This window comes from Mucilaginibacter rigui (assembly GCF_014773275.1).
Taxonomy (GTDB): domain Bacteria; phylum Bacteroidota; class Bacteroidia; order Sphingobacteriales; family Sphingobacteriaceae; genus Mucilaginibacter; species Mucilaginibacter rigui_A.
Genome location: NZ_JACWMW010000002.1, coordinates 1255475 through 1281123, shown reverse-complemented (window position 1 = coordinate 1281123; position 25649 = coordinate 1255475). Strand labels below are relative to the sequence as shown.

The following is a 25649-nucleotide window of genomic DNA, read 5'->3' as shown; positions in this document are numbered from 1 at the left end:
TTCAAGGTGTAAAAACGACAGTTTAAAAGCTATTAGCTACTATCCGCCACAAAAAAAGCGGGCAACCACATGGGCTACCCGCTTTATCATCACTCACTCACAAAAATTATCCGGCAGTTGGGGCTTTAGTACCTCTCCTGTTTTTCATTCTTTCTTTCATCTGGGCTTTTAGCTCAGTGTAGTTTTTTAACTGGTCGGCTGTTAATACGGCTTTCAGTTCGCCATCTGTTTGTACCAGTATCGCTTTGCGGCTTTCTTTGTTCGCTTTACGGTCGGTAGCAGAACGGTTTGCTTTTAAGCTATCCATCTGGGTAGCACGTTTCAATAAAATAGTATTCACCTTAGCGTACTGATCCTGGGTCAGGCTCAATTTTTTCTGCAACACCTTTGATATACGTTGTGCTTTTTGCTCTGGCGCTATACCTTTATGATCGCCACGTTTACCATGCATCCTGCCTTTAAAGCTTGCTTTCATATCTGCAAACTTAGTTTGCTGGTCGGCAGTTAAAACGTTTTTAAGGCTGGCATTTGTATTTGCCATAATAGCTTTGCGCGCCTGCATATTTGCTTTACGGTCGGCAGATTTATGAGCCTTCAGGCTATCCATGCTTACCGCACTTTTAGTAAAAATGGCGTTTACCTTTGCAGACTGATCTGCCGACAAGGCTAACTTCTTATTTAAAGCCTCGGTCATGTGCTGGGCTTTTTGCTCGGGTGTTTTATGCACCTTCTGGGTTTGTGCCTGGGCTAATACAGCTGTACCGGCCAGGAAGGTTATCATCAATAATATCTTTTTCATGTTTCTTAATTTGCATATATGACGGTACCTAACCGCCCATGGTTTAACCCGGGCTTTGGCATTATAGTAACATTTGTATTACAAGTACCCTACAGGCGAAGATGAGCCTAATGAAAGGTATATTCTAATGAGGTGAGAATACCTGAAAAGTAGATACCCGCAATAACATAACAGGCTATGCAAACCTTTTATGTTATTGCGTTTTCTTTTTAACTTTTTTATCCCAAGCCCCTATTAATACAGTAAGTTCTTTGGTGAAAGTATCCAGATCTATGGCAGATACTTTCATATAACCAACCAGTTTGCGCAAAGTAACCGGTGCTTTAATGTACTTCTCCAGCATTTGCGATAAACCTAATATATTGGCTACCGGCTGCCGTACTTTATGATGGGTCATAAACATCATTTGTTCCAATCCTTTTATATATTCTCTCAGTACCTCTTCTGCTTTTTTAATTTTTTTGTACGCTACGCTCAGCTCTTCAGCGCGCTTTTCCTTCTCAGCATTCTGAAAAACAAGTTCCTTATTGGCAATGATCAATTCTGCAGCACGCTTTTCTTTTTCTCCGCTCTGAAAAACCAGTTCCTTATTTGCAATGATAAGTTCTGCCGCACGTTTCTCTTTCTCATTATTTTGAAACGCAAGTTCTTTATTAGCAATGATGAGTTCGGCTGCTCGCTTCCACTTCTCCTCGTTCTGAAAAACGAGCTCCTTATTAGCCAAGGCTAGTTCTGCAGCACGTTTGCTTTTTTCTCCGTTTTGAAAGATAAGCTCTTTATTGGCGATGATCAGCTCAGCCGCACGTTTTTCTTTTTCCCCATTTTGAAAAATGAGTTCTTTATTAGCAACTATCAACTCTGCAGCACGTTTAGCCTTTTCATCGTTTTGGATAACAAGCTCCTTATTAGCAATAACCAGTTCTTCTGCCCTTTTCTCCTTCTCTTTATTCTGAAAGGCAAGCTCTTTATTGGCGAGCACCAGTTCCTGCGCCCGTCTCTCCTTCTCTTCATTCTGAAAGGCAAGCTCTTTATTGGCGATGATGAGTTCGGCGGCCCGTTTTTCTTTCTCCTGGTTTTGAAAAGCAAGCTCATTATTAGCAACAATTAATTCTGCGGCGCGTTTTTCTTTTTCCTCGTTGTGAAGAACAAAATCTTTGCTATAGGCTATCAGATCGCTCGGTTTAGCTTTTTTATGCATAAGTGTCGGATAAGATGGTTTTCAATTGAAAAACTGCTGCATTTCAATATAACACTTGTTAATTTATCATAATCCTATAATATTAAAATAAATTATTTAATAAAAACAGTGTTTAGTGTGTATTTTAACTAGTATATTGCTTTATAAGAAAACACATACCATATATGGTGCAATTTACTGATGTTAAATGCCGTTCTGCATTGCAGCCTTACTATCATATTGTAGTATTACTGCAGCCTGTAAGCTAATAGCATACCACCATACTAATACAATAAGTTACCGGCATAGCTATTATTGCACTATTCTTTTATTTTAATTACGATGAAAATTAATAACCACTTTCACCAATTGTATATTTAATTAACTTAGATAAAAATATATTAATTAAACCCCAATAATATGTTTCTATTTTTAAAACGTATTTGGAAAACTTATAAAATATTTATTAAACACGCTTTTAATGATAATGTAGCGGATGAGTTAAAAGATATACACTTTTGGAGAGAGGACCTTTTCATCAAAATTATCCTCTATGCTACACCATTAAGCCTTGTAGCCATAATACCAAGCATTATAATTTTATTAAATAATGGTTACAGGTTTATACCATTTTATTATACGTTCGCGTTAATCACCATCCCTGCATTAGCCCTTAATAACCATATAAAGCCATATTACAAAAAGCTGTACGTTATTGTGGTTTTTTATCTGATGACTATTTTTATGATGGCATCCTTAGGATCATTTGGCGGGGGGAGCATTTATTTGATGGCAATGGCGGTATTTATAACAGCGCTGTTTAGCGGCCGTGCAATAGCATGGTCTTTAATCGTAAACATCGGCATTTACTCTTTTTTTAGTGCTGTTATATATTTTAAGCTATTCAATTCTCCGCTTATTGTTAAATACCCATTTGATTCCTGGATACTTTACTCCTCCAACTTTTTGTTTCTAAACATATCTGTCGTGGTGGTATTGCGCCATATTATTATTGGACTCGAGAAAACAATAATTGAGGAGGCCTTGCTCCGAAAAAGCCTGCAGCAACAGGTTAATGAAAAAAACGCCCTCAATTCACAGCTTCTCGAGTCGGAAGGGCATTACAAAAGCCTGTTCTTTCGCAACCCGTCGCCCATGTGGATATTTGATACCGATACCTTACAGTTTTTACAGGTAAATGGTGCGGCTATACGCAAATATGGATATACACGCAGCGAATTTAAGAGCATGACCATAAAAAACATAAGGCCTGTAAGCCATGTTGAAGACCTTTTAAAAACAATTGAAAAAATAGACCCTACTACCCCCTCAGTATCAACCGTAATGCATAAAACTAAAAACGGGAAAGAGTTTTATTCGGAAGTGAGGTGCAGCAATATTGTTTACCAGGGGAAAAATGAACGATTGGTAATTGCGAGGGATATTACTGATAGCATAAAATATACACAGGCCATAGAAAAACAAAACGCTCAACTAAGAGAGATTGCCTACATGCAATCGCATATTGTACGTGCCCCTTTATGCCGCATATTAGGCCTGATCAATATGATAAATATAGATAAGGAGAACATCGTTGATAAAGAACTGATGGGTTTTCTTGAAATATCTGCCAATGAGCTTGATGAAGTGATCAAGGCAATTATCAGTAAAACCGAAAGCACAAATATTAATATTGAAAAGTAATTAGCTATAGCTCATTAACATACTTATTCAGCGTTATTAAATTATTAATGGCATCGCCCATGGTGTTATTAAAGTATGCGTAAACTCTTTTCCCATCTGCAAGCCAATCATTAATATACCCGGCGTATTCATATAAAAAAGCATCGGTATAACTGCCCCGGTAACCGCCGTTTGGCCCATGAAAGCGCAGGTAAACAAAATCCGTGGGCATATCTATCATCGGCGTAAGCGATTTTGGCATATCCTGTACCACCATACCGACGCCATAATTATCAAGCATAGTATAAATGTTATCCTTATACCACGAGGGGTGCCTGAATTCTACCGCTACATCCCAGCCATACGCAGGGTTTGCATCCCTGATGTTTTCTAATAATTGTTCTAATTGTGCAGCATCTGCTATTGTTGTGCCCGGCGGCAGCTGGATAAGCAAACTACCTTTCTTATCGCCGGCGGCATCAATCACCTGTATAAAGCGTTCAACATCCGCTTGATTAAAAAGCAATGGTTTATTATGTGTGATATCGCGCCAAAGCTTGTAGGTAAACATAAAATTATCCGGAACATCATCGGCCCATTTTTTTACGGTGGATGCCTGCGGTACTTTATAAAACGAACTATTTACCTCTATACTATTAAACAGCGATGCGTAATAGCAAAGCCGCGACTTATCCTGAAAAGCCGGTGGGTATGATGATTTATTGGGAACAGGCAACACCAATCCGCTGGTGCCCGAGTAGTAATTTCGACTTGTTGTTTGCATACAATAGCTTAACAAACTTGCATTTACTATTGTTGCGCTTATATTAGCAGTAAAATCAACAAAACCTCAATCTCATGAAATTATTACGTTTACTGCCCCTTGCGGCAATTGCCTTTGCAGCCTGTAGCCCAAAAATGCCTGCAACACCTGATACACCGCCAACAGCGTCGCCAATGGAGGGCACCTGGAAACTGGTATCGGCTGTTACGGTTACCAAAGGCGATACCGTAAAAGACTACCCTGTGCCTAACCAGGAAATGATAAAAGTTTTAAACGCCACTCACTTTGCCTTTATGCGGCACGATCTAAGCAAAGGGAAAGGCAAAGATGCTACCTACACAGCCGGTGGCGGTACTTACGATTTTAAAGGCGACAAATACACCGAACACCTGGCCTACCTAAACGCCCGCGAATGGGAAGGCCGCAGCTTTGATTTCACCGTTCAGTTTAAACATGATACGCTGGTACAAAAAGGCATCGAAAAGATAGACAGCCTCAACATTAACCACGAGATCATAGAAACCTACGTGAAGCAGAAATAATAATTACGACCAAAAGCCCTGCGCTTTTATTTGCGATGATGGATAGCCCTGCTGTTTAAGCAATTTACGCAGCTGGGCTACCATTGTATTATTACCTGCAAGGTAAAATATAGTATTCTCCAGGCTGTATTGCTGTTTAAGCACCCATTCCATTAGGCTATTGTGGCCGTAAACATCCTTGCGCGCTACGGGTTCAATAGGTGTCCAAAAATATTCGTTAAACAACCTGCGGTGCTCATCCTCGCCAATAACAATGCCGCCCGAGAAACGGGTATGCGGCAGTACCATTTTTTGCAGGGCAAGCAAATGTCCAACGCTGCTTTCATCCCCCAAGGCAATTACTGCCGATACCTGATCGGGTTGGTGGTGGGTAAAGCCTACTTTTTTAATATAGCTGATGGTATCACCTTTTTTTAGTTGGCGTGCCCATTTGCTGCCCGGGCCGTTATGCACCGCGTCAACATAAATGGTGCAGGTGCGGGTTTCGGCATCCCAGCCGGATGGGGTGTAGTCCCTGAATGTAAAATGATCCACCTTGAATTTGATATAGGGTATGTAATCCCATTGCTGCATATCAACAAGGGGCAAATGCAAATCAATTTCAATTAAAGTGGATGGTGCCCATGGCCTTACTTCCAGCACAGTGCCGGTTTGCAGGAACCGTGGTTCGAAAAATTCGCCGGCCTTTTTTTTGAGTTTATATAATGTAGATGTTTCCATGTGAGTAATTTTGATACTACAAAGAAACGGGGTAAATCATCGCATAACAATGGCAACTATGCGGTAATAATTGGACTATTTACGGTAAGTTACCCTAAAGGTAAGGGGTGTTATCCCCTCGGCTTTTTTAAACAAACGTGAAAAATAAGCATGGTCATCATAACCCAAAGCATGGGCTACTTCTTTAACATTACATTCGCTATAGTATAAAAGGCGCTTGGCTTCCAGCATAATCTCGTTCAGTATCCAGTAACTTACCGAGAAGCCGGTTGCTTTTTTTAAAACCTCGTTCAAATACCTTTCAGATACGTTAAGCATCCCTGCATAAACGGATGGGCTTTTTATGGCTACGTAATTATCTACCAGTAATTGCTTAAACATTCGCGAAAGCTCCACCGGTCTTGACACCCGTACATCTATGTCGTTGATCTCAGCATAGCAACCGGCAGCGATCCCGATAAATGACTGCAAAAGTGAATGCACTATAGATACATTGAAGGTACTCTTTTCATGTTCCAAAAAACGTTGAAGCAGCAGATCAAGCAACCCCATACATTGTTTCATTTGCCCGTCATCTAACAAATATGGCTTTTGCAAAGCCAACTGCCCCTCAAACACCTTACGGTAATCGGGCGGTATCAGCATGGTATCTACCGCCATAAACCAGCCCGCAGCCCGTTCGTCGCTCAGGCCGTGGTGCACCTGCCCGGGCAAAATGTAATATAAAGTATGAGGGGAAAACTTTATTTCGTTAAAATCTATCATTAAGGCCGTATCACCCGCCTCCACAATAAAAAATATATAGTGGTCATCCCGGTGGGCCTTCATTATCTCTTCATCAAGAGTATCATTTTGGATCTCCCCGGCTTGATAACGCCATATCTCCATACCGATGCTGCCCCTTTTCTCTAACTGATGTACAGGAATATCTTTCATGACGGGTAAAAATAAACATTAAATAATATCAGTTGGGAAAATTGTCCATCCACTAACGAACATCATCCATGGTACAGCGGGGCGGCTGTTTGCACATTTGTATTGTCAATATCGACAAACAAAAAACTTAAAACAATGGCACGCTTAACAGCTCTAAACCCCGACGAAACTACAGGAAAAACAAAAGAATTATTTAACGCTATACAAGGTAAACTTGGTGTAGTACCAAATATGATGCGCACCATGGGTAACTCGCCTGCTTTATTAGAAGGCTACCTAAACTTAAGTGGCGCTTTGGCCAAAGGCACACTTGGTGCAAAAACCGGCGAACTTTTAGCCCTGGCTATAGGCGAAAAAAACAGTTGTGCTTACTGTTTATCCGCACACTCATACATAGGCGAAAAATTGGCTCACATTGATGCCGAAACCATACTAAACGCCCGCCACGCAAATGCAGCCGATGCAAAAACAGATGCCGCCTTAAAATTTGCCACAACATTAATTACCAAACAAGGCCTGGTTGCCGCCGGTGATGTTGATGCTGTAAAAGCTGCAGGTTTTACAGATGGTGAAGTGGGCGAATTGGTTGGCCACGTTGCGCTAAACATCCTGACCAATTATTTTAACAACACAGCCGACACCGTGATCGACTTCCCGGTGGCAAAACCATTACAGGCTATAGAAGCTTAAACCGATAATAGAAATATCAGGTAACAGTAAAAGTCGGTAATAAAATACACCGGCTTTTGCTGTATTGTTTACTTTTATTAACGCTTAAAAATTATCCGTTTTTATGGAACCAAAAAAATACCCGCTGCCACCATTTAATATGGAAACAGCCCAGCAAAAAGTACAGGCAGCAGAAGATGCCTGGAACACCCGCGACCCTGAAAAAGTAAGCCTTGCTTATACCATTGATACCGAATGGCGTAACCGTACCGATTTTATAAACGGCCGCGAAGAAGTAAAGCAATTTTTAAAAAGTAAATGGGAAAAAGAACTGGATTACAAGCTAAAAAAAGAGCTATGGGGCTTTAAAGACAACCGCATGGCAGTACGGTTTGAGTACGAATGGCATGACCACAGCGGCCAATGGTACCGCAGCTATGGTAACGAGCTTTGGGAGTTTGATGAGAACGGCTATATGCAAAAGCGTTTTGCCAGCATCAATGATTTGCCTATTGCCGAAACCGACCGTAAATTAGTTTAATACGCCATGACAGATATTAAAGACGCCCTTACCCTTATCGACCCGGCAAACGGCCATTTCCTGTTCAGATGGTTTACGTTTGATGATAACAGCCATTTTAACTACTTACGGCGCAATAATTATTACTCGGTGATATGGTTAAAACAGGGTGCCGGGAAACTACGGGCAGATTTTTCGGAATATGAGTTTGCGGCTAATGATCTGCTGGCTTTTACCCCTTACCAGCCATTTATGCTTACCGAAAGCCAACCGGTAAGCGGCGTTTGTATTGAGTTTCACCCCGATTTTTTCTGCATCCATAAACATGACAAAGAGGTATCATGCAGCGGGGTATTGTTCAATAACATATATCATCCGCCATTTGTTAAAATTGATACCAGTACCGCTATTACCCTTGATATGCTGCTTGGCCAGATAAAAGCCGAAATGCAAAACGAGGCGATGGCCCAATACGAGATATTGATATCATACCTCAAGATCTTCCTGATCACGGCATCGCGCTTAAAAGCCCAGCAGCAGGAACTGGAAAGCCAGGATACCGACACCAAAAACTTCATCCTGCAAAACCTTAAAGAATCAATAGAGCTTAACTTCAAAACCAAACATAGTGCAAGCGATTACGCCGATATGCTTAATATATCGGCAAAGGCGCTGGCCCGCATCACCAAAACGCATTTTAATAAAACAGTTAGCAACCTGATTGCCGAGCGTATAGTTATTGAGGCCAAGCGCGAGCTATACCTCACAAACCGGACTATCAAAGAGATAGCCTACAGGCTGGGTTATGAAGACGAGTACTACTTTAGCCGCTTTTTTAAAACCAACGCCGATGTATCGCCCCAAATGTACCGGGATACGGTTGGCTTTGCCAAGGCAGTGGTAAACGGTAAGATCATGGTCAATTAATGCACCTTGCCATTGATGCCGGCTTTGTATAAGCTTGGTGTTATGCCTTCAATTTTCTTAAATGCCCTGCTAAAGTAGTTCAGGTTATTAAAACCGGCTTTAAAGCAAGCTTCAGATATGCTGTTGTATGGGTTGTTCATAAATTGCTTGGCCAATTGGATACGCTCTTTAATGATATAATCAACCGGGGATATGCCTAATTCGTGCTTAAAAGCACGGAAGAAACTCGGCTTACTCATAAAAGCCATTTGGCTAAGGGCATCAATATTCAATTTCTCGGTAAGGTGTTGTTTAATATATTCAAGCACGTACGCAAACCTGCTGCCCGTTGATAGTTCGTGCATATTATCTTTTACTTCGTGCAAATTCTGCATCTGCATAATGCGGATAAGCAGTTCCTTTAATGTAAAACTGGCCAGCACATCTTTAGTTAAGGCATCGCCCGTACTTATGCGTATCAGTTTATTGATGAGTTGTGCCAGTTCATAATTGTTAAAGAAGTGAAACTGTTTATAGTTTAATTGCCAGGCATATTTATCCTCGCGCGGGTAATGCTCATTCAGGTAATCAAGCGTATTAGTTATCTCCTGCTGATTGATGGCCAGCGCCGTACATTGCGATGGCTGCTGCGCCGTAGCCTCCGGGAAATCAATGGTCATGGTGATGTTCGGCGGTACAATAACGGTTTCGCCGGGCAGGTAATCAAAGCCGGGCTTATCAAACAAGTGCATCACCTTTTTACCGCGCAACATGCTGGTTATTACCAGGTCGCTAAAGGTTAGGGGTACCAGCTCGCTGCGCTCATAAGTTTCAAAAACATTCAGCTCGCAGTGGTTCATAGTATAAGCCTTGCGATTTTCCACCAGGGTACGCAGTTCTTTTCCATTAGAGAGGCCTAAAGGCGTTAGTAGGTTTACATTATTCATGGCTGAATATTTAGTACAAATTAGGCATTGTAAACAGTAATAACAATAACCCAAACATATTGACATTATTGTGCTACCAATTGATAGCATTGTGCAAATGGCCAACCCCCGGCCAGCCTAACTTAGCAAAACCAATTCTAATTAAAACCTGTAAAAATGACTATCAATAAAAAACCTTCCTTTAAGGATAAGTATGATAATTTTATTGGCGGCAAGTTTGTTCCGCCGGTTAAAGGCGAATATTTTCATAACGTTTCGCCTATTGATGGTAAAGCATTTACTAAGGCCGCCCGCTCTACAAAAGAGGATATTGAACTTGCGTTAGATGCCGCGCACGCCGCCTTTGCTACCTGGGGTAAATCATCTGCTGCCTATCGCGCAGGCATCTTAAATAAAATTGCCGATACCATTGAAGCCAACCTTGATTACCTGGCTACTGTTGAGGCCATAGATAATGGCAAAGCTATCCGCGAAACCAAAAATGCCGACCTCCCTTTGGTAATAGATCATTTCCGCTACTTTGCCGGTGTTATCCGTGCCGAAGAAGGCGGTATATCTGAGCACGACGAATTTACCGTAAGCATTGTTTTAAGCGAACCGCTTGGCGTTGTAGGCCAGATCATCCCATGGAATTTCCCGCTGCTAATGGCCACCTGGAAAATTGCCCCGGCCCTTGCTGCCGGTAACTGTTGCGTGGTAAAACCTGCCGAGCAAACACCAACATCCATTATGGTATTGATGGAATTAATAGGCGAAATTTTGCCGGCGGGTGTATTGAATATTGTAACAGGTTTTGGGCCGGAAGCGGGTAAACCACTGGCATCCTCGCCACGCATTGCCAAAGTATCGTTCACCGGCGAGACTACTACAGGCCGGCTGATCATGCAGTACGCGTCAGAAAACCTTATACCGGTTACCATGGAGCTGGGTGGCAAATCGCCAAATATCTTTTTTGAATCGATAGCTGATGCCGACGACGCGTTTTTTGATAAGGCCATTGAAGGTGCTGTAATGTTTGCGCTTAACCAGGGCGAGGTTTGTACCTGCCCATCACGCATCCTGATCCAGGAAAGTATTTATGATAAGTTTATTGCCCGTGTTATTGAGCGTGTGAACGCCATAAAAATGGGCAACCCGCTTGATGATAGCACCATGATGGGCGCGCAGGCATCAAACGACCAGTACGAGAAGATCCAATCGTACCTTAAAATTGGCCGTGAAGAAGGCGCCGAAGTATTATGTGGCGGCGAAGTTAAAAAGCTGGACGGTGATTTAAGTACCGGCTATTACATACAGCCTACCCTGTTTAAAGGGCATAACAAAATGCGCATTTTCCAGGAAGAGATCTTCGGCCCGGTTGCTTGTGTTACCACTTTTAAAACAGTTGAAGAAGCTATTGAAATTGCCAACGATACCATGTATGGCTTAGGTGCCGGCGTTTGGACACGCGATGCGCATGAGATTTATCAGGTACCGCGTGCTATACAGGCAGGCCGTGTTTGGGTGAATAATTACCACGCCTACCCTGCACATGCACCGTTTGGGGGGTACAAAAAATCGGGCTTTGGCCGCGAGAACCATAAGATGATGCTTGAGCATTACCGCCAAACAAAAAACATGCTGATCTCTTACAATAAAAACAAGCTGGGTTTCTTTTAGGCCGATAGCTTATTTGTTAAGTTTAACCACAGAGATAACAGAGATTTGCATGGTTAAATTCACAGGTAGCACAAAGAAAAGTTCTGTGTGTTCTCTATGAAAACCTCTGTGTACTCTGTGGTTAATAAAACGTAGCAAAATGTTAAAAAGAGTATTGGTATCACCCGAAGCATCCGCCCTTATAGCCGAATTAAAAGGACGTTTTGGCGACCTGATGTTTCACCAAAGCGGGGGTTGCTGTGACGGTTCATCGCCCATGTGTTTTGAAAAAGGTGAGTTTAAACTGGGTGGCAGCGATGTAAAACTGGGCGAGATTGACGGTTGTGAGTTTTGGATGAGTAAAGACCAGTTTGAATATTGGCAGCATACACAGCTAACGGTTACCATTACTAAAGGCCGGGGGGCCAGCTTTTCGTTAGAGATACCTACCGGGTACAGGTTTCTGATCCAGTCGCGGTTATTTACCGATGCGGAGTTGCCTGATTTAGAACCGGTAACATTTATAGCAGACTAAGAACTTGTGAGGGTTTATATTTTGAGTAAAGGTCCGGTACGAAAGTGCCGGGCTTTTTTTTGTTTTAATGCCTATTTTTACCCCATGGCAAGCCCTCTCAAAGACCTTTACTCCCCCATGTTTTATAGCCGGTTATCAGATTCGTTAACAGATGTGTTGCCCGGTTTTGACAAGCAAGCGTTTACACAGCAGATCTACACCCCTGCATTCGACAATATGGAGCTGAAAGAGCGTATGCGCCATACGGTTAAAACCCTGCATAGTTTTATGCCTGCTGATTTTAAGGAAGGTGTTGCCATCATCAAAAACCTGATCAGCCTGCTCAGAGAAAAAGGCATTGGTGAGGATGGGCTCGCTTACATGTTTCTGCCCGATTATATTGAAGTTTATGGGCTTAATGATTACGATACAGCCGTTGATGCGCTTGAATTTACTACACAGTTTGTAAGCTGCGAATTTGCGGTAAGGCCGTTCCTGATCAAATACCACGAGCCAATGATGAAACAAATGCTGGCGTGGTCAAAGCACGAAAACCATAAAGTACGCCGCATGGCAAGCGAAGGCAGCCGGCCGCGTTTACCCTGGGCAATGGCCGTACCTGCTTTAAAGAAAGAGGTTACCTTGATACTGCCTATACTGGAAAATCTGAAGGCCGATCCATCCGAATGGGTACGCCGCAGTGTGGCCAATAACCTGAATGATATTGCCAAGGATTTCCCCGAAGTAGTGCTGGATATTGCCGCCAGGTGGACAGGCATCAGCAAAGAAACCGATGCCATTATTAAACACGGCAGCCGTACCTTGTTAAAACAAGGCCATACCGAAATACTGGCGCATTACGGCCTGCATACCAAAGGTATCGAACTGAATAACTTTAAGGTATTAACGCCAAAGATCAGCATCGGCGACAGCGTGGAGTTTACCTTCACGGTAGCAAACACCAATACCGATGAACAAAAAATACGTTTAGAGTACGCCATATTTTACCCCATGAAGAATGGAAAATTTTCAAAAAAAGTTTACAAAATAAGCGAGCGGATCTTCGCACCGAAAGAAACGTGGAGCATCAACCGCAAGCAAAAATTCATACAGATAACTACCCGCACTTTTTATGTTGGCTTGCATAAGATAGCCCTGATAGTAAATGGTGAAGAAAAAGCTACAGGTGAGTTTGAGTTGTGTAGCGTTTAACGAGTTTTTAAAAAATAGGTTCCTGGCGATTATCCCAAAAAAACAATATATGAATAGCGGTTTCGGTAACTCTATAAAACAACGAACATTGTTTTGTAATCAAGCCCACTCTAACATCAGGCGCAATCGTTGAAACTTTAAACATTAATGGATGATCAGCTAATAAATAAATCGTTTTGTCAGCTTTGATTGAAAATTTATCAGCCGCGCTACTTCCGAATTTATTTTTAATGAAATTATAGGTGGATTTAAATGTCTCTCTTGAATTGGGAGTATAATAAATCTGTAAACTCATACTAATTGAGCATATCCTTAACACCTGTAAAAGCTGTTAATTGGCCTTCTGACGCTTGTTTTAAAGATTCTTTTACACCCTCTATCACATACTCCGGGTAAACAATACTTTTTTGCTCAAACGAAACTTTCATTGCCTTCATAACAGCTTTTAAAGCGGTCAATTGCTCTTTATTTTCCGGGTAAACAATTAATGCATCCATACACAAATATAATATATTTATAAACAGTATAAAAAGCTTAATGGTTACCGAAGCGTTAAGTTTAATCAAGTTTCCAACGTACAAATGCTTCAATGGCTTCGTATTCGGCAAGGCCGAGCTCGTTGTACATGCGGGCAGTTTCGTGGGTACGGTCCTCTGCCCTCACCCAAAACTCGCGCGCGTCATCACCCGGAAATACCGGGATATCCTTTTGCGATTGATGCTTAAATATGGCCAGGCGCTTGCGTAAAACCTCCTGCGGCGATAGCGGCACAGCCATTTCTATCTCGTGGATCTCAAACTCGTGCCAGGCACCCCGGTACAGCCATATCCAGCAGTCTTTTGTCCAGTCTTCAATCTGCCGCAGGCGGTTGAAGGCTTCCAGCATTATTTCAAAGCAAATTTTGTGCGTGCCATGTGGGTCGGCAAAATCACCGGCCGCGAAGATCTGATGGGGCTTCACATCCTGCAAGAGCTGCATCGTTTGCTGTATATCATCCTCAAAAGATACGTTCTTTTGTATTTTACTGCGATCGTAAAAAGGCAGGTCCATAAAATGGATGCGCTGATCTTTTAGCCCCGCAAGCCTTGCCCCTGCAATAGCCTCCCCTTTACGAATGAGCCCCTTAACCGTGCGGATAGCTTCGGGATCGCTCTGGTTCGGTGTTTTACTTTTCAGGAAGGTTACCATGCTTTTATACAGGCCTTCCAGGTAAGCCGCGTCCTGCGATTGTGATTTGGCAAAATCCATCGCAAACTCAACATAGCGCAGCATCTCATCATCCCAAACAGCGGTATTGCCCGATGTTTGGTAGGCTACATGCACCTCGTGCCCCTGATCGGCCAGGCGGATGAAAGTGCCCCCCATCGAGATCACATCATCATCGGGGTGCGGAGAGAACACGATAGAACGTTTTACAGCAGGGTTAGCACGCTCGGGGCGTTGGCTATCATCGGCATTAAACTTACCACCCGGCCAGCCGGTAATGGTATGCTGTATATTATTAAATATGCTGATATTGATATTATACACCGGCCCAAGCTGTGTAGCCAGTTGCGCCATACCGTTGTTGTTATAATCGTTCTCGGTAAGCTTCAGGATGGGTTTGTTAAGCGTTTTGGCCAGCCATATTACCGCTTTTTTGATGAGCATATCATCCCAAACGCAATCTTTAACCAGCCATGGGGTATCAAAACGGGTAAGATCTACAGAAGCATCGCGATCGATAACAAACTCAACATTATCTGAATTTTGCAGGTAGGTGGCAGGTACATCCGGGGATATTACACCTTCTACGGCTTTTTTGATGATGGATGCCTTTTTACCGTTCCATGCCATCAGGATAATTTCGCGGGCTTTAAAGATGGTACCGATGCCCATGGTGATGGCTTTGGTGGGTACATTCTCTTTACCACCAAAATCTTTAGATGCATCGCGGCGGGTAAGATCGTTCAGGGTAACTAAACGCGTACCCGAGTTTGGCGCCGAGCCCGGTTCGTTAAAACCAATATGGCCGGTACGCCCAATACCTAAAAGTTGCACATCAATACCACCATAGCTATTTATTTTTTTCTCATACGCCAGGCAAAATGCGGCAATGTCCTTTTCTTCCAGCGTGCCATCGGGAATGTTCACATTGGCCATATCAATATCGATATGATCGAACAATTGCTCCTTCATGAACCGCACATAGCTCTGTGCCGAACCTGGCTGAATTGGGTAGTATTCATCCAGGTTAAAGGTTACCACGTTTTTAAAACTCAGGCTTTCTTCTTTGTGCAACCTTATCAGTTCCTGGTAAACTTTTATGGGCGATACACCGGTTGCCAAGCCCAGCACAGCGGTTTTTCCTTCAGCCTGCTTTTGTTTGATGATGGTTGCTATGCGTTTGGCAACATCCAAACTCGCCTCGCTATCGGTATCGTATATTTTTACAGGTACTTTTTCGTACCGGGTTTCTTCTAATAAATTAAGTAGCATCTGTTTAGTTGATCTGATTGTTTTGTAAATATTGCTCCCATGCCCAGGCCGACCGCATCATCTCCTCAATACTCAGTTTGGCCTCCCATTCTAACTTCCCTTTCGATTTGGTTACATCACTCCATACTTTTACAATATCGCCCGCTCGCCTTGGGCCAATTTTATAGTCAAGCTTTACACCAGTGGTTTGCTCAAAGGCGTTGATCAGTTGCAGCACCGAGTAGCCGTTGCCCGTGCCTACGTTAAATACATCGTAGTTGGTGGCCTGCTTGCCATTCAGTAGTAATTTTAAGGCAGCTAAATGTGCTTCGGCAAGGTCAACCACATGGATATAATCGCGGATGCAGCTGCCATCCGGGGTATCGTAATTATCTCCAAAAACAGTTATGGGGCCACGCTTGCCTGCCGCGCTTTGGGTTACAAAAGGCACCAGGTTTTGCGGAACACCGGCAGGCAATTCGCCTATCAATGCAGATTCATGCGCACCAACCGGGTTAAAATATCGCAGCGAAATAATCTGCTTTAATTTATCGGCCGCGGCAATATCCTGCAAAATCTCTTCGGCTACTTGTTTAGTATTGCCATAAGGCGATTCGGCCTTTTTAACGGGTGCGGCCTCATTTACCGGTAACACATCCGGCTGACCGTAAACGGTGCATGATGAAGAGAACACAAGGTTTAGCGTGCGTCCCTCAAACGCTTTTAGCAAACTAAGCAACGAATTAAAATTATTGCGGTAGTATTTTAAAGGCTCGCTAACCGATTCGCCAACTGCTTTGTGCGCTGCAAAATGGATCACGCCTTCCAAATCTTTTTCACTTTTTATCAATGCAGCTGTTTTAGCCTCATCGCACAGATCGATGTTGTGAAAAGCAGGCCTTACGCCTGCTATCTTTTCTATCTGATCCAAGATCCCAAGTTTGGAATTGTCCAGGTTATCAACTATGATGGGCTCAAAATTTGCGCGCAGCAATGCCACTACCGTGTGGGAACCTATATAACCAAGTCCACCGGTCACTAATATTTTTATTTTCATGTGTGTCTGTTTCTTTAGAAGCCGCTATCGTCTAACGCGAAGGTGTTCTTACGCTCTTTCCATTTGCCTTTTGTAAAATCAGGAAATGCCTGCGGTGCGTTCCCTTCTTTAAGTGATTTTTCTGAAAGTGGTGTTATCACGCTCATGGTTAATGAATCGTATATATCTATCGGCGTATCTTTTTTCTGTTTTACCGATTGTACAAAGGCGTTAAACACAAACCAATCCATACCACCGTGGCCTGCGCCCTCAGCATATTTCTCAAACTTTTTCCAAAGCGGGTGGTCGTATTTATCAAACCATACGCTTGCTTTGTCCCACTCATCGTACTTGGCCGATTTGCCTTCGATGTAAACCGCATCGGCAACATCCATCCAGATACCTTCGGTACCCTGCACCCTAAAGCCTAACGAATATGGGCGTGGCAGATGGGTATCGTGGCTAAGTGTAACCGTTTCGCCATTAGCACAGTTAAGTGTGGTTGTGGTAACGTCGCCATTTTTAAAGTGGATCTTAGCGTTTTTATTCCCCGGTGATACTTTATTTACGTAAGCGTTTAGCCCGCGCGATTTTGAAGAGAATGATACCAGATTGGTAAACCTGTTACCACGGTTAATGTCGATATAATTCATTACCGGGCCTGCACCATGTGTAGGGTAAATATCACCGTCGCGGTCAATATTCCATTGGGTACGCCATTGCGCTTCGCCTACGGTATTAGGGCCAAATTCAGCACCTTTACCATAAGGGTTTTTACCATCGTTAAATAATACCCCACGCAGATCGTGCTGGTAACCACCTTCCAGGTGTATCAGTTCGCCAAAAAGGTTCTGGCGGCTCATGTTTAGTGCAGCCATTACATCGCGGCGGTAACAAACGTTTTCCAGCGTCATGTAAGGCATTTTGGTTTCTTCGTGTACTTTTAATATATCCCAGTGGTCCTTCTCGGTAATACCGGCAATAACCTCGCAGCCCACATACTTGCCGGCACGCATGGCATCAATAGCCTGGTCTTTATGGAACTGCCATGGGGTGGCTATAATAACGCCATCAATATCTTTACGGTCGAGAAGTTTTTTGTATGCGTCCAGTCCGCCGGTGTATTCTGCAGGAAGTTTCTTTTTTGCCTTTACAAATTGCTCGCGGCAAAATTTCAGGGAGCTTTCCTGTATGTCGCAAATAGCAACTATCTCCACATCATCGCGAAGCAAACCTTCACCTATATGGTTGCGGCCGCGAAGCCCCACACCTATATAACCCAACCTTACCTTATCTGCATTTTTTGCGAATAATAACCCTGAAGGCAAAATTGTTAATCCTGCTAATCCAACAGCCGAATTGATAACAAATTGTCTGCGATCCATAACTTTTAGTTTTTATTTATTGATGATTATAATTGTTCGTGTGATAGTTTGGCTTTACCTACTTTATGCCCACTTATGGCGTAGTAAAGAATGATCAGATAAGCCGGTATTAGAATAATGTACCCATAGCTTGGGTTTAAAGCCTGCGCCAAAGCACCGTATGCCAAAGGCACAATTGCGCCGCCAGCAATCCCCATAATTAATAGCGATGAGCCAATTTTGGTGAACCTGCCAAGCCCTGCTAAGGCCATTGGCCATATGGCAGGCCAAACCAGGGAGTTCGCCAATCCCAGTAAAGCGACAGCCCCTACTGAAACGTACCCTGTGGTTACTATTGCCACTACAGATAAGATTAAACCTAAACCAGCAGAAAGCTTCATGGCTTTTTCCTGGCTCAAATATTTAGGGATGCAAAGGATGCCTACGCCATACCCTAATAACATAAATATGAGTGTGCCGGTGGTGAAGAATTTGGCCGTACCCAACGCAATGCCCTGCGTACTGCCGTAATTGATAATGGTATCGCCCGCAATAACCTCAACACCTACATAAAAGAACAGGGTTACAACACCTAAAAGCAAATGCGGAAACTGTGTAATACTTGTTTTGCCGCTGTTGCTAATAGCAGTCGATTCATCTTCCTGATCGGTATCAACCTCGGGCAGGCTGGAGTAGTAAATAACAACGGCCAATATTAGCAGCACTATTACGATAACGATGTAGGGTAAAATCACCCGCGATGCCAATTCGTTCAGCTCCGCAACTTTTGCGGCCGGGGCCATTGCGGCCAGGCGTTCTTTTAAGCCATCAGCATTTTTGAGGGTGATGGCTCCGAGGATAATTGGGGCTAACGCACCCGCCACCTTATTACAAACGCCCATAATACTGATACGCTTTGCAGCGCTTTCTGGCGGGCCTAATATAGTAATGTAAGGGTTTGATGCAGTTTGCAACAAAGCCAACCCGGAACCCTGTACAAATAAACCTAACAGGAACAGCCCATAATAACGTGTTAACGCTGCCGGGATAAATATTAATGCACCTACCGCTATAATACCCAACCCTACCGACATGCCTTTTTTAAACCCGGTAATTTTTAAAATACCTGCTGATGGTATGGCCAGCACGAAATAAGAAATATAAAAGGCGGTGGTTACCAGGTAAGCTTCAACAGTAGTTAATTCGCAAGCCAGTTTCAGGTAGGGTATTAATACTGAATTTAACCAGGTGATAAAACCGAAGATAAAAAATAGCATCCCGATAATAAATATGGGGCTGAGTGTTGGTTTTTTACTGCTTACTGCTGTTGCTTGTATCATTAGGTCGGGATTTGTGTTTAGCGTTAATATACTTGCGGACTAAAAGTTATCTCTTTAAAAAACCTGCTCAGATGGAACTCGGGCTTTTGCGCCTCTACCTTGCTCCAGCATAAAAAATGAGGTTCGGGCAGGCCATCGCCGCACTTAAAAAAGTTAACCTTTGCATTGCTTTTTTCTAACGAAAGCGCAGGGTGATACTTGAATATTTTTTTAGGGATGCACAAAGTTAGTTCCCATTGTATGTTACCTGTATCACCATTTTTAACCTGCGTTTGATGTTTGATGGTTTTAAGCAGGCTTACAGGTAAAAATGTACGCCCTGTTTTGTGCCTGCCGTATTGCCCTCTGCATGTACCCATACAGTTAAACTCCAGGTTGTAATAGCTTGCATCACCATCAAAAGCAATAAAGAACTCTACACAGCTATCTTCAAACACCGGGTCGTTAAATTTACTGTATTCGGCCTTTAAAGTATGCTCGGTTACGTAATATTTCAGATAGATCTCGTCGTTACTATAAGCCAGTGCAAAGGATGCCTGCGGCTGCTGCGCTCCGTTTGCCCAGGGCGCATACTGTATTAGCTGTTGCTCAAACCCGTCTAAAACCTGCGATACCGCCTCTACCGCACGCAGATCATCAAAGCCATTAAGGTACGGAATATTTATACCAGTTGCCATATCCATCAGTACTGCGCAGTTTTATAGATGTCCATTTCGTTCAATATTGTATTGTGCATAGCGGCGGCATTGGCATCAAGCATTTTCACCAGTTGAAACTGCGCCCTGGCCCTTTGCAGGTTATGGCCTTCAAATTTTATTTTAAAGTATTTATCGCCGTTAATATGGTCGGTTAAAAACCTAACCGCCTGCATGTAAGGAAGCAACAATGCGCCTTTCATCAGCGAGTTAACCTCGGCATCAGTTAAAAATTTCGATGCTTCTTTTAAGTACCCCTTTACATAGGCATTAAACAGCGGCATATTCAGTTGAATTTTACTCAGATCGGCCTCATCTTCGGTTGTGGTATTGATGATGGTACGGATGGCATCACCAAAATCATAAGCCACGTAGCCATCCATTACGGTTTCCAGGTCGATAACGCATTGGGCTTCGTCATTTTTATCCAGCAGTACATTGTTAAACTTAGTATCGTTATGAATAACGCGCTTTGGCAAAGTTGCCACTTGCTCGGGCTGCTGAAAGTATTGCATTGATGCAGCATACTTCGCCACAATATCCAGCTCATTTTTAACAGATGCCACACGGCCTAAATGATCATTGGCTACCGCTTCATCAAGGTGTTGCAAGCGTTTCTGAATGTTATGAAAATCGGGGATCACTTCAAATATTTCTCCCGCCGGTATATCACACAGCATAGCCTGAAACTTCCCGAAGGCTTTACCGCCTTCATAAGCCTGCTTTTCGGTTTTCACTACATCATAGCTTTTGGTATCGCTTAAAAAGTAGAACATACGCCAGTAATCGCCTGAGCTGTCTTTATAAAAAAAACGGGTACTATCTGTAGGTATCAGGGTCATTACCTCCTTTAACGGATCGCCATAACCGTGCTCTTTTATTTTGTTTTTAAGGTGCTCGGTTACACGGCGCATATTATCTGTAAGCTTTTCTACATTGGTAAAAATACGGTGATTGATTCGCTGTAACAGGTAATCGGGGCCTGATGGCTGCACATTTTTTAACAGGAACGTATCATTAATATGGCCAGATCCATAGGCCTTTTGCGAACCCACATCAGCCGCACATTTAAAATGCGATACAACCTCAGCTATGTTTTTAGAACTTTGCATTTATACTTTTATTATACTGTTATATATCAATCCACACATGGGGCGGGTTGTTTATGATAATATGGTTATGTATTGGTTACCTATCTGTAAAAATGATGTAAAATTATTGCTAACGAAAGCTCACTGCCGGGGCACATATTAAATATGCCGCTAAACAACCGTTTGCATAAACCACGCAACCGATTGTTCTATTTTACGCAAACGGTTGTTCAAAATTTACTTATGTACGCATCAGCCACCTTAACTATGCTTTACAAGCTAACACTATGTATTCTAATTTCATTTTTTTATTAATTCAAACACCGGCAACCTGTCTGCTGCAACTTCTATTTCTATTTTAGCCGGCCCCTTTACAATTTTACCCAGGTCGTTTTTCCAGATACCTTTTGGCAGGTAAACTGTTTTCATTGTTCCACTTGCAACCATAGGCGCTACCAGGTATTTACTGCCCAACATAAACTGCCCCTTTACATCGGCAAAGCCCTGGTTAGGAAATTCATACTCCATGCTGCGGGCAATCGGTTCGCCGGTTACAGCGGCCTGTTTTACCAGCTGCATAATGTATGGGGTATATTTTGCTCGGATATTGACCGCCTTTTTTACAATAGCCAAATTATCTTTTGATAACACACGCCACGGCGCTACCGAAAACTGCATCATGGGCATTAACGCCGAGCATTGCGCCGAACGTACAACCAGTTGCTCATCCAGCTTATCCCTGCCAATGAACGAGCCATACTCGCCGCCGCCTATCATATCAGGGCAGGTAAACTGGTAACCCAGCAAGCCCGCCGTGGTTAAATGCGGTATCAATTTTTGCAGGTCTTCCCAGTTATGCTTTTTATCGCGCAGGCGCTGTACCAATGGTTCGCCACCCATTTTCCACATGGCGCGATATTCGTTGAGGGGGTAATTTAATCCTATTTCGCCCCATAACCTGCTATGCTCGTTAGGCGTTGCCGGTTTAAATGATACAGCATCAGGCGGATAAAAATCAGCATCACCTGCGTCAAACTTAAATCCATCAAGGTGGTAGGTTTTCACCATGTGATCCAACCTACCCTGGTACCAATTTTTTGCATCGGAGTTGGTAAAATCAAGCACCGCACTGTGGCCGTTCCACCATTCTATAATGGCAGGCTTATCAATATCTTTCTGCGGGTCGCCGGTTTTTACCGTTTTAGCCAACAGCAACAACTTTTTATCCAGCAGTTCCCTGAATACTTCTGTATCAGGCGATACAAACGGGCTAACCCATATCATCACCTTAAAGCCCAGGCTGTGCAGCTCATCAACCATTGCGGCGGCGTTGGTAAACCTATCGGCACGAAAATCAAACCGGCCATAATAATCGGCCCAGTTATCATCGATCATGATAACGCCCGGCGGGAAACCATTATCAATAATGGCATGGGCATAGCTTAAAATATCCTTTTGGTTTTGGTTATAAACCAGCTCTATCCAGGTATTGTACTGCGGCTTGCTGAACAGCAGGGTATCGGGCAATTTATTTTTTGACGGGAAGAAAAGCTTGGCTGCATTCCTGAATGCCGCGCGCAAATCATTACCTGTCGAATCAATTGTCAGCGCGCCTTTTGCATTGCTGATAACTAATTTGTTGTTCTCAACAGTAAACTTAAAAGGCTCCTCACTCCAGATGAAACGCCCTTTGGTAGATACTAATAAAGGAGCGGCCTGGTTGCCACGGGTATCGGCATACATATCATAACTGTAACCATCCTTAAAAGGCATTTTATGGGCTTCGTTCACTGCACCGCCAAACCACTTTTCGCCGTTTTTAATAGTGATGCTTGTTTGCGCGCGCAGTTGCGTATATGCTGTACAAAACATCGCGGCAAGCAAACATATTTTAAGGGCCTTTATCATGTATAACAGCGGTATTAATTTACTTTTATAGTGTGGTTTAACTTATTGTACCCTGTAGCAGCTTCCCAAACATTATTGTTGGCTAAGCGAATGCTAAACTCGGGCCTTTTGGCAATACTCGCGTAGGCATCGGGCAGGTTAAGCAGCATCTCATAATCGCCGGCAGGGAAATCAGCAGGGATAGCTACACTTTCAGTAACTTTTACATCGCCGCTATACCATCTGCGTACATCTGCCGCCAGGTCTATCGATTTCACTTCTCCGGTTTTGGTATTGCGCAACAGCAACTGGGCAGGGCGTTTATTATATGGCGAGGCATAACCACGGTTTGTAATATTCAGGGTAATGGTCATGTTAGTGCCTTTAACAACATTATCGGGCAATACTGCGCTTTGTAAAACAAAACGGTAACCCAGGTTACGTTTAATGTTATCCATACAGCCACCGTCCTGCCAGTCGTTATTAACTGCAGTATTGTAATGGGCGTTAATGAAGCTGTAATGCAATGCGGCAAACTCAGCCTGGATCTTACCGGCAGGTTCACAATCGTTGGTTGGGCTGTAATCGTCAGAGCAGGTTTCGCCGCCAACCACTACAAATTTACTGTCGGCTTTAAAGTAATCTTTAAGGGTGTTTAGCACGGTGCCGTCAGATGTGCGCGGAGTTGCGCTGTTGCCATAATCCTCATACGTGCCAAAATCATTGCTGCTGGCCATAAAGCAATCATTATGGTAGCCTAAACGGGCGATATCAGTTTCGCTGAAAGCGCCGCTTTCTGTTAATGGTGCAGAGGTTAGCAGCGCGTTAACACCATAAATGTAACGTTGCTTTAATTGTGGGTAACGCAATTGTATCATTCTGTCGGCAGGTACGGCATCCAGCATGGCTTTGATTACTTCTATCCTGTCTTTCCAGTTTTGGTCAAGCAGTTTACCTTGTGCCGCGTTTGGAGAAGCATCGCCGAAAAAGTCGCTGTAGTATTGCTCGCCCCATACACCAATAAAGCCTAATTGCACGCAGGCAATAATATCGGCATTATCATGCAGCAATGGTTTTAACTGTGCGATATGACTAAGGATAATAGCTTTAGGTGCATCGCCATAGAGCGGACAAATAAAACCTTCGGGGCAGTTGCCCGGTTTTGCCGTAGCGGTATATACAAAACGGGGGATAAGCTTAACACCCGCAGCACGTGCGGCATCAAAATCCTTTTTTAGGTTGGTTAAGAACGATGCTGAAATAGCCTTGTTAACCACATCATCTAAAATATAATACCTGAATACCAGCGTACTTGCCACCTGGTAATTGGCTGTTTCTATAGATTGCGGCGAACGGTAGGCCTTCAACTCGGCTTCGTTTAATACGGTGTAGTTGCTTGAATGCACCTCCGAGTAGCGGTAAAACCCACGCTCGGGGTTGGGGAAATCTTCCCCGCTTTCGGTATAAGTTACGTTTACCTTTTCAACGTTTACAAGGTTAGCGTCTTTATCCTTACACGATGAAGACACCAGTATGGCTGCAAGGGATACGCTCAGGGCATATCCTGTAAGTTTTTTTATCATGATTTAGGGTTTTATAGTTTAAAAAAGATGTTTCGTTTATAAAGCCAGTAACACAGGCCCCACTCGGCAATTAATGCGGCAATAGCAGATACCAATGCTGCTGCCCCTATAGGTACATTCAGGAAAAGATGAAGCATATCGCCGGTAAAAATGGCCACTTTAGCGTTAACCCATTGCGCACCTACCGTTTCAAAAAACAAGTAAATAAAGATGGCATTCATGCCCACAACAGTGAATACCCAGGCATATTTGGTGTTACGCTTTACATCAACCAGCCAGTAAACGGCGGCCAGCATGAGCAACACCCACCCTACCGATGCAAAAGCAAATGAACTTGTGCTGATACGTTTGATAATAGGTGTAATGCCCGACAGATCTAACCCGAAACCAATTACCAGCGCGATAATGCCGGCTATAACCAAAGCCTTTATTTTGTAAGCTATGGTTTTGTTTGATACAAGCAGCTTGCCTGCAAGCACTCCCCAAATGGTGTGTGCCGCGGTTGGGATGCAGTTGATAGTTACCCACCCGTCGCTGTTTATTTTGCCCATAAGCAGGGTATCAACGTAAGCACCAAAGTTATGCCCTTCCGCAAATGGCTGGTCAAAGCCAGGCATCAGTATGGTGCGGTATAAAACCTCGGTAAGGATCAATAAACCCAAAGTAAATACCAGCTGCCAGGTGTATGACCTGCTTATGATAAGGTAAGCCACTAAAGTAGTGAACGATAGCTGCGTTAACACATTCCAAAGTTCCCAAACGGGTTTGCCGGCATAAAAGCAATGCAGGGCTACACCGCAAATAAATAGCTTTAGGCTGCGTAGTAATATATGCGGCAGGTTTGCCTGCCAGCTTTGGCCTTTATCCAGTTTACGGCTGTAAGAAATATACATCGCGGCACCGGCCATGAACATAAATGCAGGCTGAACTAAATCCCAGAAATGCAGCCCGTGCCATGGATGATGAAAGAATTGGTTGATCAGCCCGCTCATAGGCTTCGCCGGATCGATGTGCTTTATTGCTTCATAAAGCCTGCAGCTTTCGCCGCAAAGCAGTATCATGATCATGCCGCGCATAACATCTAACGACACTAAACGCCCGTTAGCCAATTGATCAGCAGTTGAATTCTTTATCATAAAGCGCCCCGAT

The 25649-nt window shown here is 43.4% G+C and carries 25 protein-coding genes; 8 read left to right on the top strand and 17 right to left on the bottom strand.

Annotation, left to right across the window (positions count from 1 at the left end; all coding sequences use genetic code 11):
• Nucleotides 1-106: 106 nt before the first annotated feature.
• Entirely contained in the window at nt 107-799 is a 693-nt protein-coding gene (locus tag IDJ75_RS12795; RefSeq protein WP_191175988.1) for a hypothetical protein, read from the bottom strand.
• 193 nt (nt 800-992) lie between these two features.
• Nucleotides 993-1997, bottom strand: coding sequence for a coiled-coil domain-containing protein (locus IDJ75_RS12790; RefSeq protein WP_224746575.1), 1005 nt, complete (start codon nt 1995-1997; stop codon nt 993-995).
• Nucleotides 1998-2396: 399 nt separating this feature from the next.
• Here IDJ75_RS12790 and IDJ75_RS12785 point away from each other — a divergent pair, with 399 nt between their 5' ends.
• The gene (locus IDJ75_RS12785; RefSeq protein WP_191175987.1) at nt 2397-3680 is read left to right on the top strand and encodes a PAS domain S-box protein; all 1284 of its coding nucleotides are present in this window, start codon (nt 2397-2399) and stop codon (nt 3678-3680) included.
• 4 nt (nt 3681-3684) lie between these two features.
• On the opposite strand, the gene IDJ75_RS12780 is transcribed toward IDJ75_RS12785, so the two are convergent.
• Nucleotides 3685-4443 (bottom strand): DUF72 domain-containing protein, encoded by a 759-nt coding sequence (locus IDJ75_RS12780; protein WP_191175986.1) that lies wholly within the window; start codon nt 4441-4443, stop codon nt 3685-3687.
• Between the two features lie 74 nt (nt 4444-4517).
• On the opposite strand from IDJ75_RS12780, the gene IDJ75_RS12775 reads away from it, so the two are divergent.
• Nucleotides 4518-4985, top strand: coding sequence for a hypothetical protein (locus tag IDJ75_RS12775; RefSeq protein WP_191175985.1), 468 nt, complete (start codon nt 4518-4520; stop codon nt 4983-4985).
• Nucleotides 4986-4988: 3 nt separating this feature from the next.
• Here the strand turns inward: IDJ75_RS12775 and IDJ75_RS12770 are convergent, their stop codons facing one another.
• Nucleotides 4989-5705, bottom strand: a complete 717-nt coding sequence (locus IDJ75_RS12770) for an SIP domain-containing protein (RefSeq protein WP_191175984.1) — start codon at nt 5703-5705, stop codon at nt 4989-4991.
• Between the two features lie 75 nt (nt 5706-5780).
• Complete coding sequence (locus tag IDJ75_RS12765) at nt 5781-6641, bottom strand: AraC family transcriptional regulator (RefSeq protein WP_191175983.1); 861 nt, start codon at nt 6639-6641, stop codon at nt 5781-5783.
• 135 nt (nt 6642-6776) lie between these two features.
• On the opposite strand from IDJ75_RS12765, the gene IDJ75_RS12760 reads away from it, so the two are divergent.
• The 3 genes from IDJ75_RS12760 (at nt 6777) to IDJ75_RS12750 (ending at nt 8757) form a co-directional block, all read left to right on the top strand.
• Nucleotides 6777-7331: a carboxymuconolactone decarboxylase family protein gene (locus tag IDJ75_RS12760; protein ID WP_191175982.1), complete on the top strand. Its 555-nt coding sequence runs from the start codon at nt 6777-6779 to the stop codon at nt 7329-7331.
• A gap of 103 nt (nt 7332-7434) precedes the next feature.
• Nucleotides 7435-7851 (top strand): nuclear transport factor 2 family protein, encoded by a 417-nt coding sequence (locus IDJ75_RS12755; protein WP_191175981.1) that lies wholly within the window; start codon nt 7435-7437, stop codon nt 7849-7851.
• Between the two features lie 6 nt (nt 7852-7857).
• On the top strand, nt 7858-8757 hold the full coding sequence (locus IDJ75_RS12750) for a helix-turn-helix domain-containing protein (protein ID WP_191175980.1): 900 nt from the start codon (nt 7858-7860) through the stop codon (nt 8755-8757).
• On the opposite strand, the gene IDJ75_RS12745 is transcribed toward IDJ75_RS12750, so the two are convergent.
• Complete coding sequence (locus tag IDJ75_RS12745) at nt 8754-9683, bottom strand: AraC family transcriptional regulator (RefSeq protein WP_191175979.1); 930 nt, start codon at nt 9681-9683, stop codon at nt 8754-8756. The two genes, IDJ75_RS12750 and IDJ75_RS12745, sit on opposite strands and share 4 nt — an antisense overlap.
• A 156-nt stretch (nt 9684-9839) precedes the next feature.
• On the opposite strand from IDJ75_RS12745, the gene IDJ75_RS12740 reads away from it, so the two are divergent.
• The 3 genes from IDJ75_RS12740 (at nt 9840) to IDJ75_RS12730 (ending at nt 13047) form a co-directional block, all read left to right on the top strand.
• Nucleotides 9840-11342, top strand: a complete 1503-nt coding sequence (locus IDJ75_RS12740) for an aldehyde dehydrogenase family protein (RefSeq protein WP_191175978.1) — start codon at nt 9840-9842, stop codon at nt 11340-11342.
• A gap of 139 nt (nt 11343-11481) precedes the next feature.
• Nucleotides 11482-11856 carry a DUF779 domain-containing protein gene (locus IDJ75_RS12735; RefSeq protein ID WP_191175977.1) on the top strand — a complete coding sequence of 125 codons (375 nt, stop codon included), beginning with the start codon at nt 11482-11484 and terminating at the stop codon, nt 11854-11856.
• An 84-nt stretch (nt 11857-11940) separates the two neighbouring features.
• A complete protein-coding gene (locus IDJ75_RS12730) occupies nt 11941-13047 on the top strand; it encodes a DNA alkylation repair protein (RefSeq protein WP_191175976.1) in 1107 nt (368 codons plus the stop codon).
• A gap of 7 nt (nt 13048-13054) precedes the next feature.
• Here IDJ75_RS12730 and IDJ75_RS12725 read toward each other — a convergent pair whose 3' ends face one another.
• From IDJ75_RS12725 to IDJ75_RS12675, 11 genes are all read right to left on the bottom strand, one after another.
• Nucleotides 13055-13342: a type II toxin-antitoxin system RelE/ParE family toxin gene (locus tag IDJ75_RS12725; protein WP_191175975.1), complete on the bottom strand. Its 288-nt coding sequence runs from the start codon at nt 13340-13342 to the stop codon at nt 13055-13057.
• Nucleotide 13343: 1 nt separating this feature from the next.
• Nucleotides 13344-13544, bottom strand: a complete 201-nt coding sequence (locus IDJ75_RS12720) for a DUF2683 family protein (protein ID WP_191175974.1) — start codon at nt 13542-13544, stop codon at nt 13344-13346.
• 61 nt (nt 13545-13605) lie between these two features.
• Nucleotides 13606-15525 (bottom strand): glucosamine-6-phosphate deaminase, encoded by a 1920-nt coding sequence (gene nagB / locus IDJ75_RS12715; RefSeq protein WP_191175973.1) that lies wholly within the window; start codon nt 15523-15525, stop codon nt 13606-13608.
• 4 nt (nt 15526-15529) lie between these two features.
• Nucleotides 15530-16561 (bottom strand): UDP-glucose 4-epimerase GalE, encoded by a 1032-nt coding sequence (gene galE, locus IDJ75_RS12710; RefSeq protein WP_191175972.1) that lies wholly within the window; start codon nt 16559-16561, stop codon nt 15530-15532.
• Nucleotides 16562-16575: 14 nt separating this feature from the next.
• A complete protein-coding gene (locus IDJ75_RS12705) occupies nt 16576-17925 on the bottom strand; it encodes a Gfo/Idh/MocA family protein (RefSeq protein ID WP_191175971.1) in 1350 nt (449 codons plus the stop codon).
• Between the two features lie 26 nt (nt 17926-17951).
• Nucleotides 17952-19244 (bottom strand): sugar MFS transporter, encoded by a 1293-nt coding sequence (locus IDJ75_RS12700; protein WP_191175970.1) that lies wholly within the window; start codon nt 19242-19244, stop codon nt 17952-17954.
• 23 nt (nt 19245-19267) lie between these two features.
• On the bottom strand, nt 19268-19927 hold the full coding sequence (locus tag IDJ75_RS12695; protein WP_191175969.1) for a carbohydrate-binding family 9-like protein: 660 nt from the start codon (nt 19925-19927) through the stop codon (nt 19268-19270).
• Nucleotides 19927-21051 carry a phosphotransferase enzyme family protein gene (locus tag IDJ75_RS12690; protein ID WP_191175968.1) on the bottom strand — a complete coding sequence of 375 codons (1125 nt, stop codon included), beginning with the start codon at nt 21049-21051 and terminating at the stop codon, nt 19927-19929. Before IDJ75_RS12690 ends, IDJ75_RS12695 begins: the two co-directional genes overlap by 1 nt.
• Nucleotides 21052-21330: 279 nt before the next feature.
• Complete coding sequence (locus IDJ75_RS12685; protein ID WP_191175967.1) at nt 21331-22938, bottom strand: glycoside hydrolase family 31 protein; 1608 nt, start codon at nt 22936-22938, stop codon at nt 21331-21333.
• A gap of 14 nt (nt 22939-22952) precedes the next feature.
• Nucleotides 22953-24500 carry a DUF4832 domain-containing protein gene (locus tag IDJ75_RS12680; protein WP_191175966.1) on the bottom strand — a complete coding sequence of 516 codons (1548 nt, stop codon included), beginning with the start codon at nt 24498-24500 and terminating at the stop codon, nt 22953-22955.
• A gap of 11 nt (nt 24501-24511) precedes the next feature.
• Nucleotides 24512-25636 carry an acyltransferase family protein gene (locus tag IDJ75_RS12675; RefSeq protein ID WP_191175965.1) on the bottom strand — a complete coding sequence of 375 codons (1125 nt, stop codon included), beginning with the start codon at nt 25634-25636 and terminating at the stop codon, nt 24512-24514.
• Between the last annotated feature and the right edge of the window lie 13 nt (nt 25637-25649).

Excerpts from the sequence above, each read along its gene's own strand:
- IDJ75_RS12795 (WP_191175988.1), bottom strand. The coding sequence starts at position 799 with ATGAAAAAGATATTATTGATGATAACCTTCCTGGCCGGTACAGCTGTA.
- IDJ75_RS12790 (WP_224746575.1), bottom strand. The coding sequence starts at position 1,997 with ATGCATAAAAAAGCTAAACCGAGCGATCTGATAGCCTATAGCAAAGAT.
- IDJ75_RS12785 (WP_191175987.1), top strand. The coding sequence starts at position 2,397 with ATGTTTCTATTTTTAAAACGTATTTGGAAAACTTATAAAATATTTATT.
- IDJ75_RS12780 (WP_191175986.1), bottom strand. The coding sequence starts at position 4,443 with ATGCAAACAACAAGTCGAAATTACTACTCGGGCACCAGCGGATTGGTG.
- IDJ75_RS12775 (WP_191175985.1), top strand. The coding sequence starts at position 4,518 with ATGAAATTATTACGTTTACTGCCCCTTGCGGCAATTGCCTTTGCAGCC.
- IDJ75_RS12770 (WP_191175984.1), bottom strand. The coding sequence starts at position 5,705 with ATGGAAACATCTACATTATATAAACTCAAAAAAAAGGCCGGCGAATTT.
- IDJ75_RS12765 (WP_191175983.1), bottom strand. The coding sequence starts at position 6,641 with ATGAAAGATATTCCTGTACATCAGTTAGAGAAAAGGGGCAGCATCGGT.
- IDJ75_RS12760 (WP_191175982.1), top strand. The coding sequence starts at position 6,777 with ATGGCACGCTTAACAGCTCTAAACCCCGACGAAACTACAGGAAAAACA.
- IDJ75_RS12755 (WP_191175981.1), top strand. The coding sequence starts at position 7,435 with ATGGAACCAAAAAAATACCCGCTGCCACCATTTAATATGGAAACAGCC.
- IDJ75_RS12750 (WP_191175980.1), top strand. The coding sequence starts at position 7,858 with ATGACAGATATTAAAGACGCCCTTACCCTTATCGACCCGGCAAACGGC.
- IDJ75_RS12745 (WP_191175979.1), bottom strand. The coding sequence starts at position 9,683 with ATGAATAATGTAAACCTACTAACGCCTTTAGGCCTCTCTAATGGAAAA.
- IDJ75_RS12740 (WP_191175978.1), top strand. The coding sequence starts at position 9,840 with ATGACTATCAATAAAAAACCTTCCTTTAAGGATAAGTATGATAATTTT.
- IDJ75_RS12735 (WP_191175977.1), top strand. The coding sequence starts at position 11,482 with ATGTTAAAAAGAGTATTGGTATCACCCGAAGCATCCGCCCTTATAGCC.
- IDJ75_RS12730 (WP_191175976.1), top strand. The coding sequence starts at position 11,941 with ATGGCAAGCCCTCTCAAAGACCTTTACTCCCCCATGTTTTATAGCCGG.
- IDJ75_RS12725 (WP_191175975.1), bottom strand. The coding sequence starts at position 13,342 with ATGAGTTTACAGATTTATTATACTCCCAATTCAAGAGAGACATTTAAA.
- IDJ75_RS12720 (WP_191175974.1), bottom strand. The coding sequence starts at position 13,544 with ATGGATGCATTAATTGTTTACCCGGAAAATAAAGAGCAATTGACCGCT.
- nagB (WP_191175973.1), bottom strand. The coding sequence starts at position 15,525 with ATGCTACTTAATTTATTAGAAGAAACCCGGTACGAAAAAGTACCTGTA.
- galE (WP_191175972.1), bottom strand. The coding sequence starts at position 16,561 with ATGAAAATAAAAATATTAGTGACCGGTGGACTTGGTTATATAGGTTCC.
- IDJ75_RS12705 (WP_191175971.1), bottom strand. The coding sequence starts at position 17,925 with ATGGATCGCAGACAATTTGTTATCAATTCGGCTGTTGGATTAGCAGGA.
- IDJ75_RS12700 (WP_191175970.1), bottom strand. The coding sequence starts at position 19,244 with ATGATACAAGCAACAGCAGTAAGCAGTAAAAAACCAACACTCAGCCCC.
- IDJ75_RS12695 (WP_191175969.1), bottom strand. The coding sequence starts at position 19,927 with ATGGATATGGCAACTGGTATAAATATTCCGTACCTTAATGGCTTTGAT.
- IDJ75_RS12690 (WP_191175968.1), bottom strand. The coding sequence starts at position 21,051 with ATGCAAAGTTCTAAAAACATAGCTGAGGTTGTATCGCATTTTAAATGT.
- IDJ75_RS12685 (WP_191175967.1), bottom strand. The coding sequence starts at position 22,938 with ATGATAAAGGCCCTTAAAATATGTTTGCTTGCCGCGATGTTTTGTACA.
- IDJ75_RS12680 (WP_191175966.1), bottom strand. The coding sequence starts at position 24,500 with ATGATAAAAAAACTTACAGGATATGCCCTGAGCGTATCCCTTGCAGCC.
- IDJ75_RS12675 (WP_191175965.1), bottom strand. The coding sequence starts at position 25,636 with ATGATAAAGAATTCAACTGCTGATCAATTGGCTAACGGGCGTTTAGTG.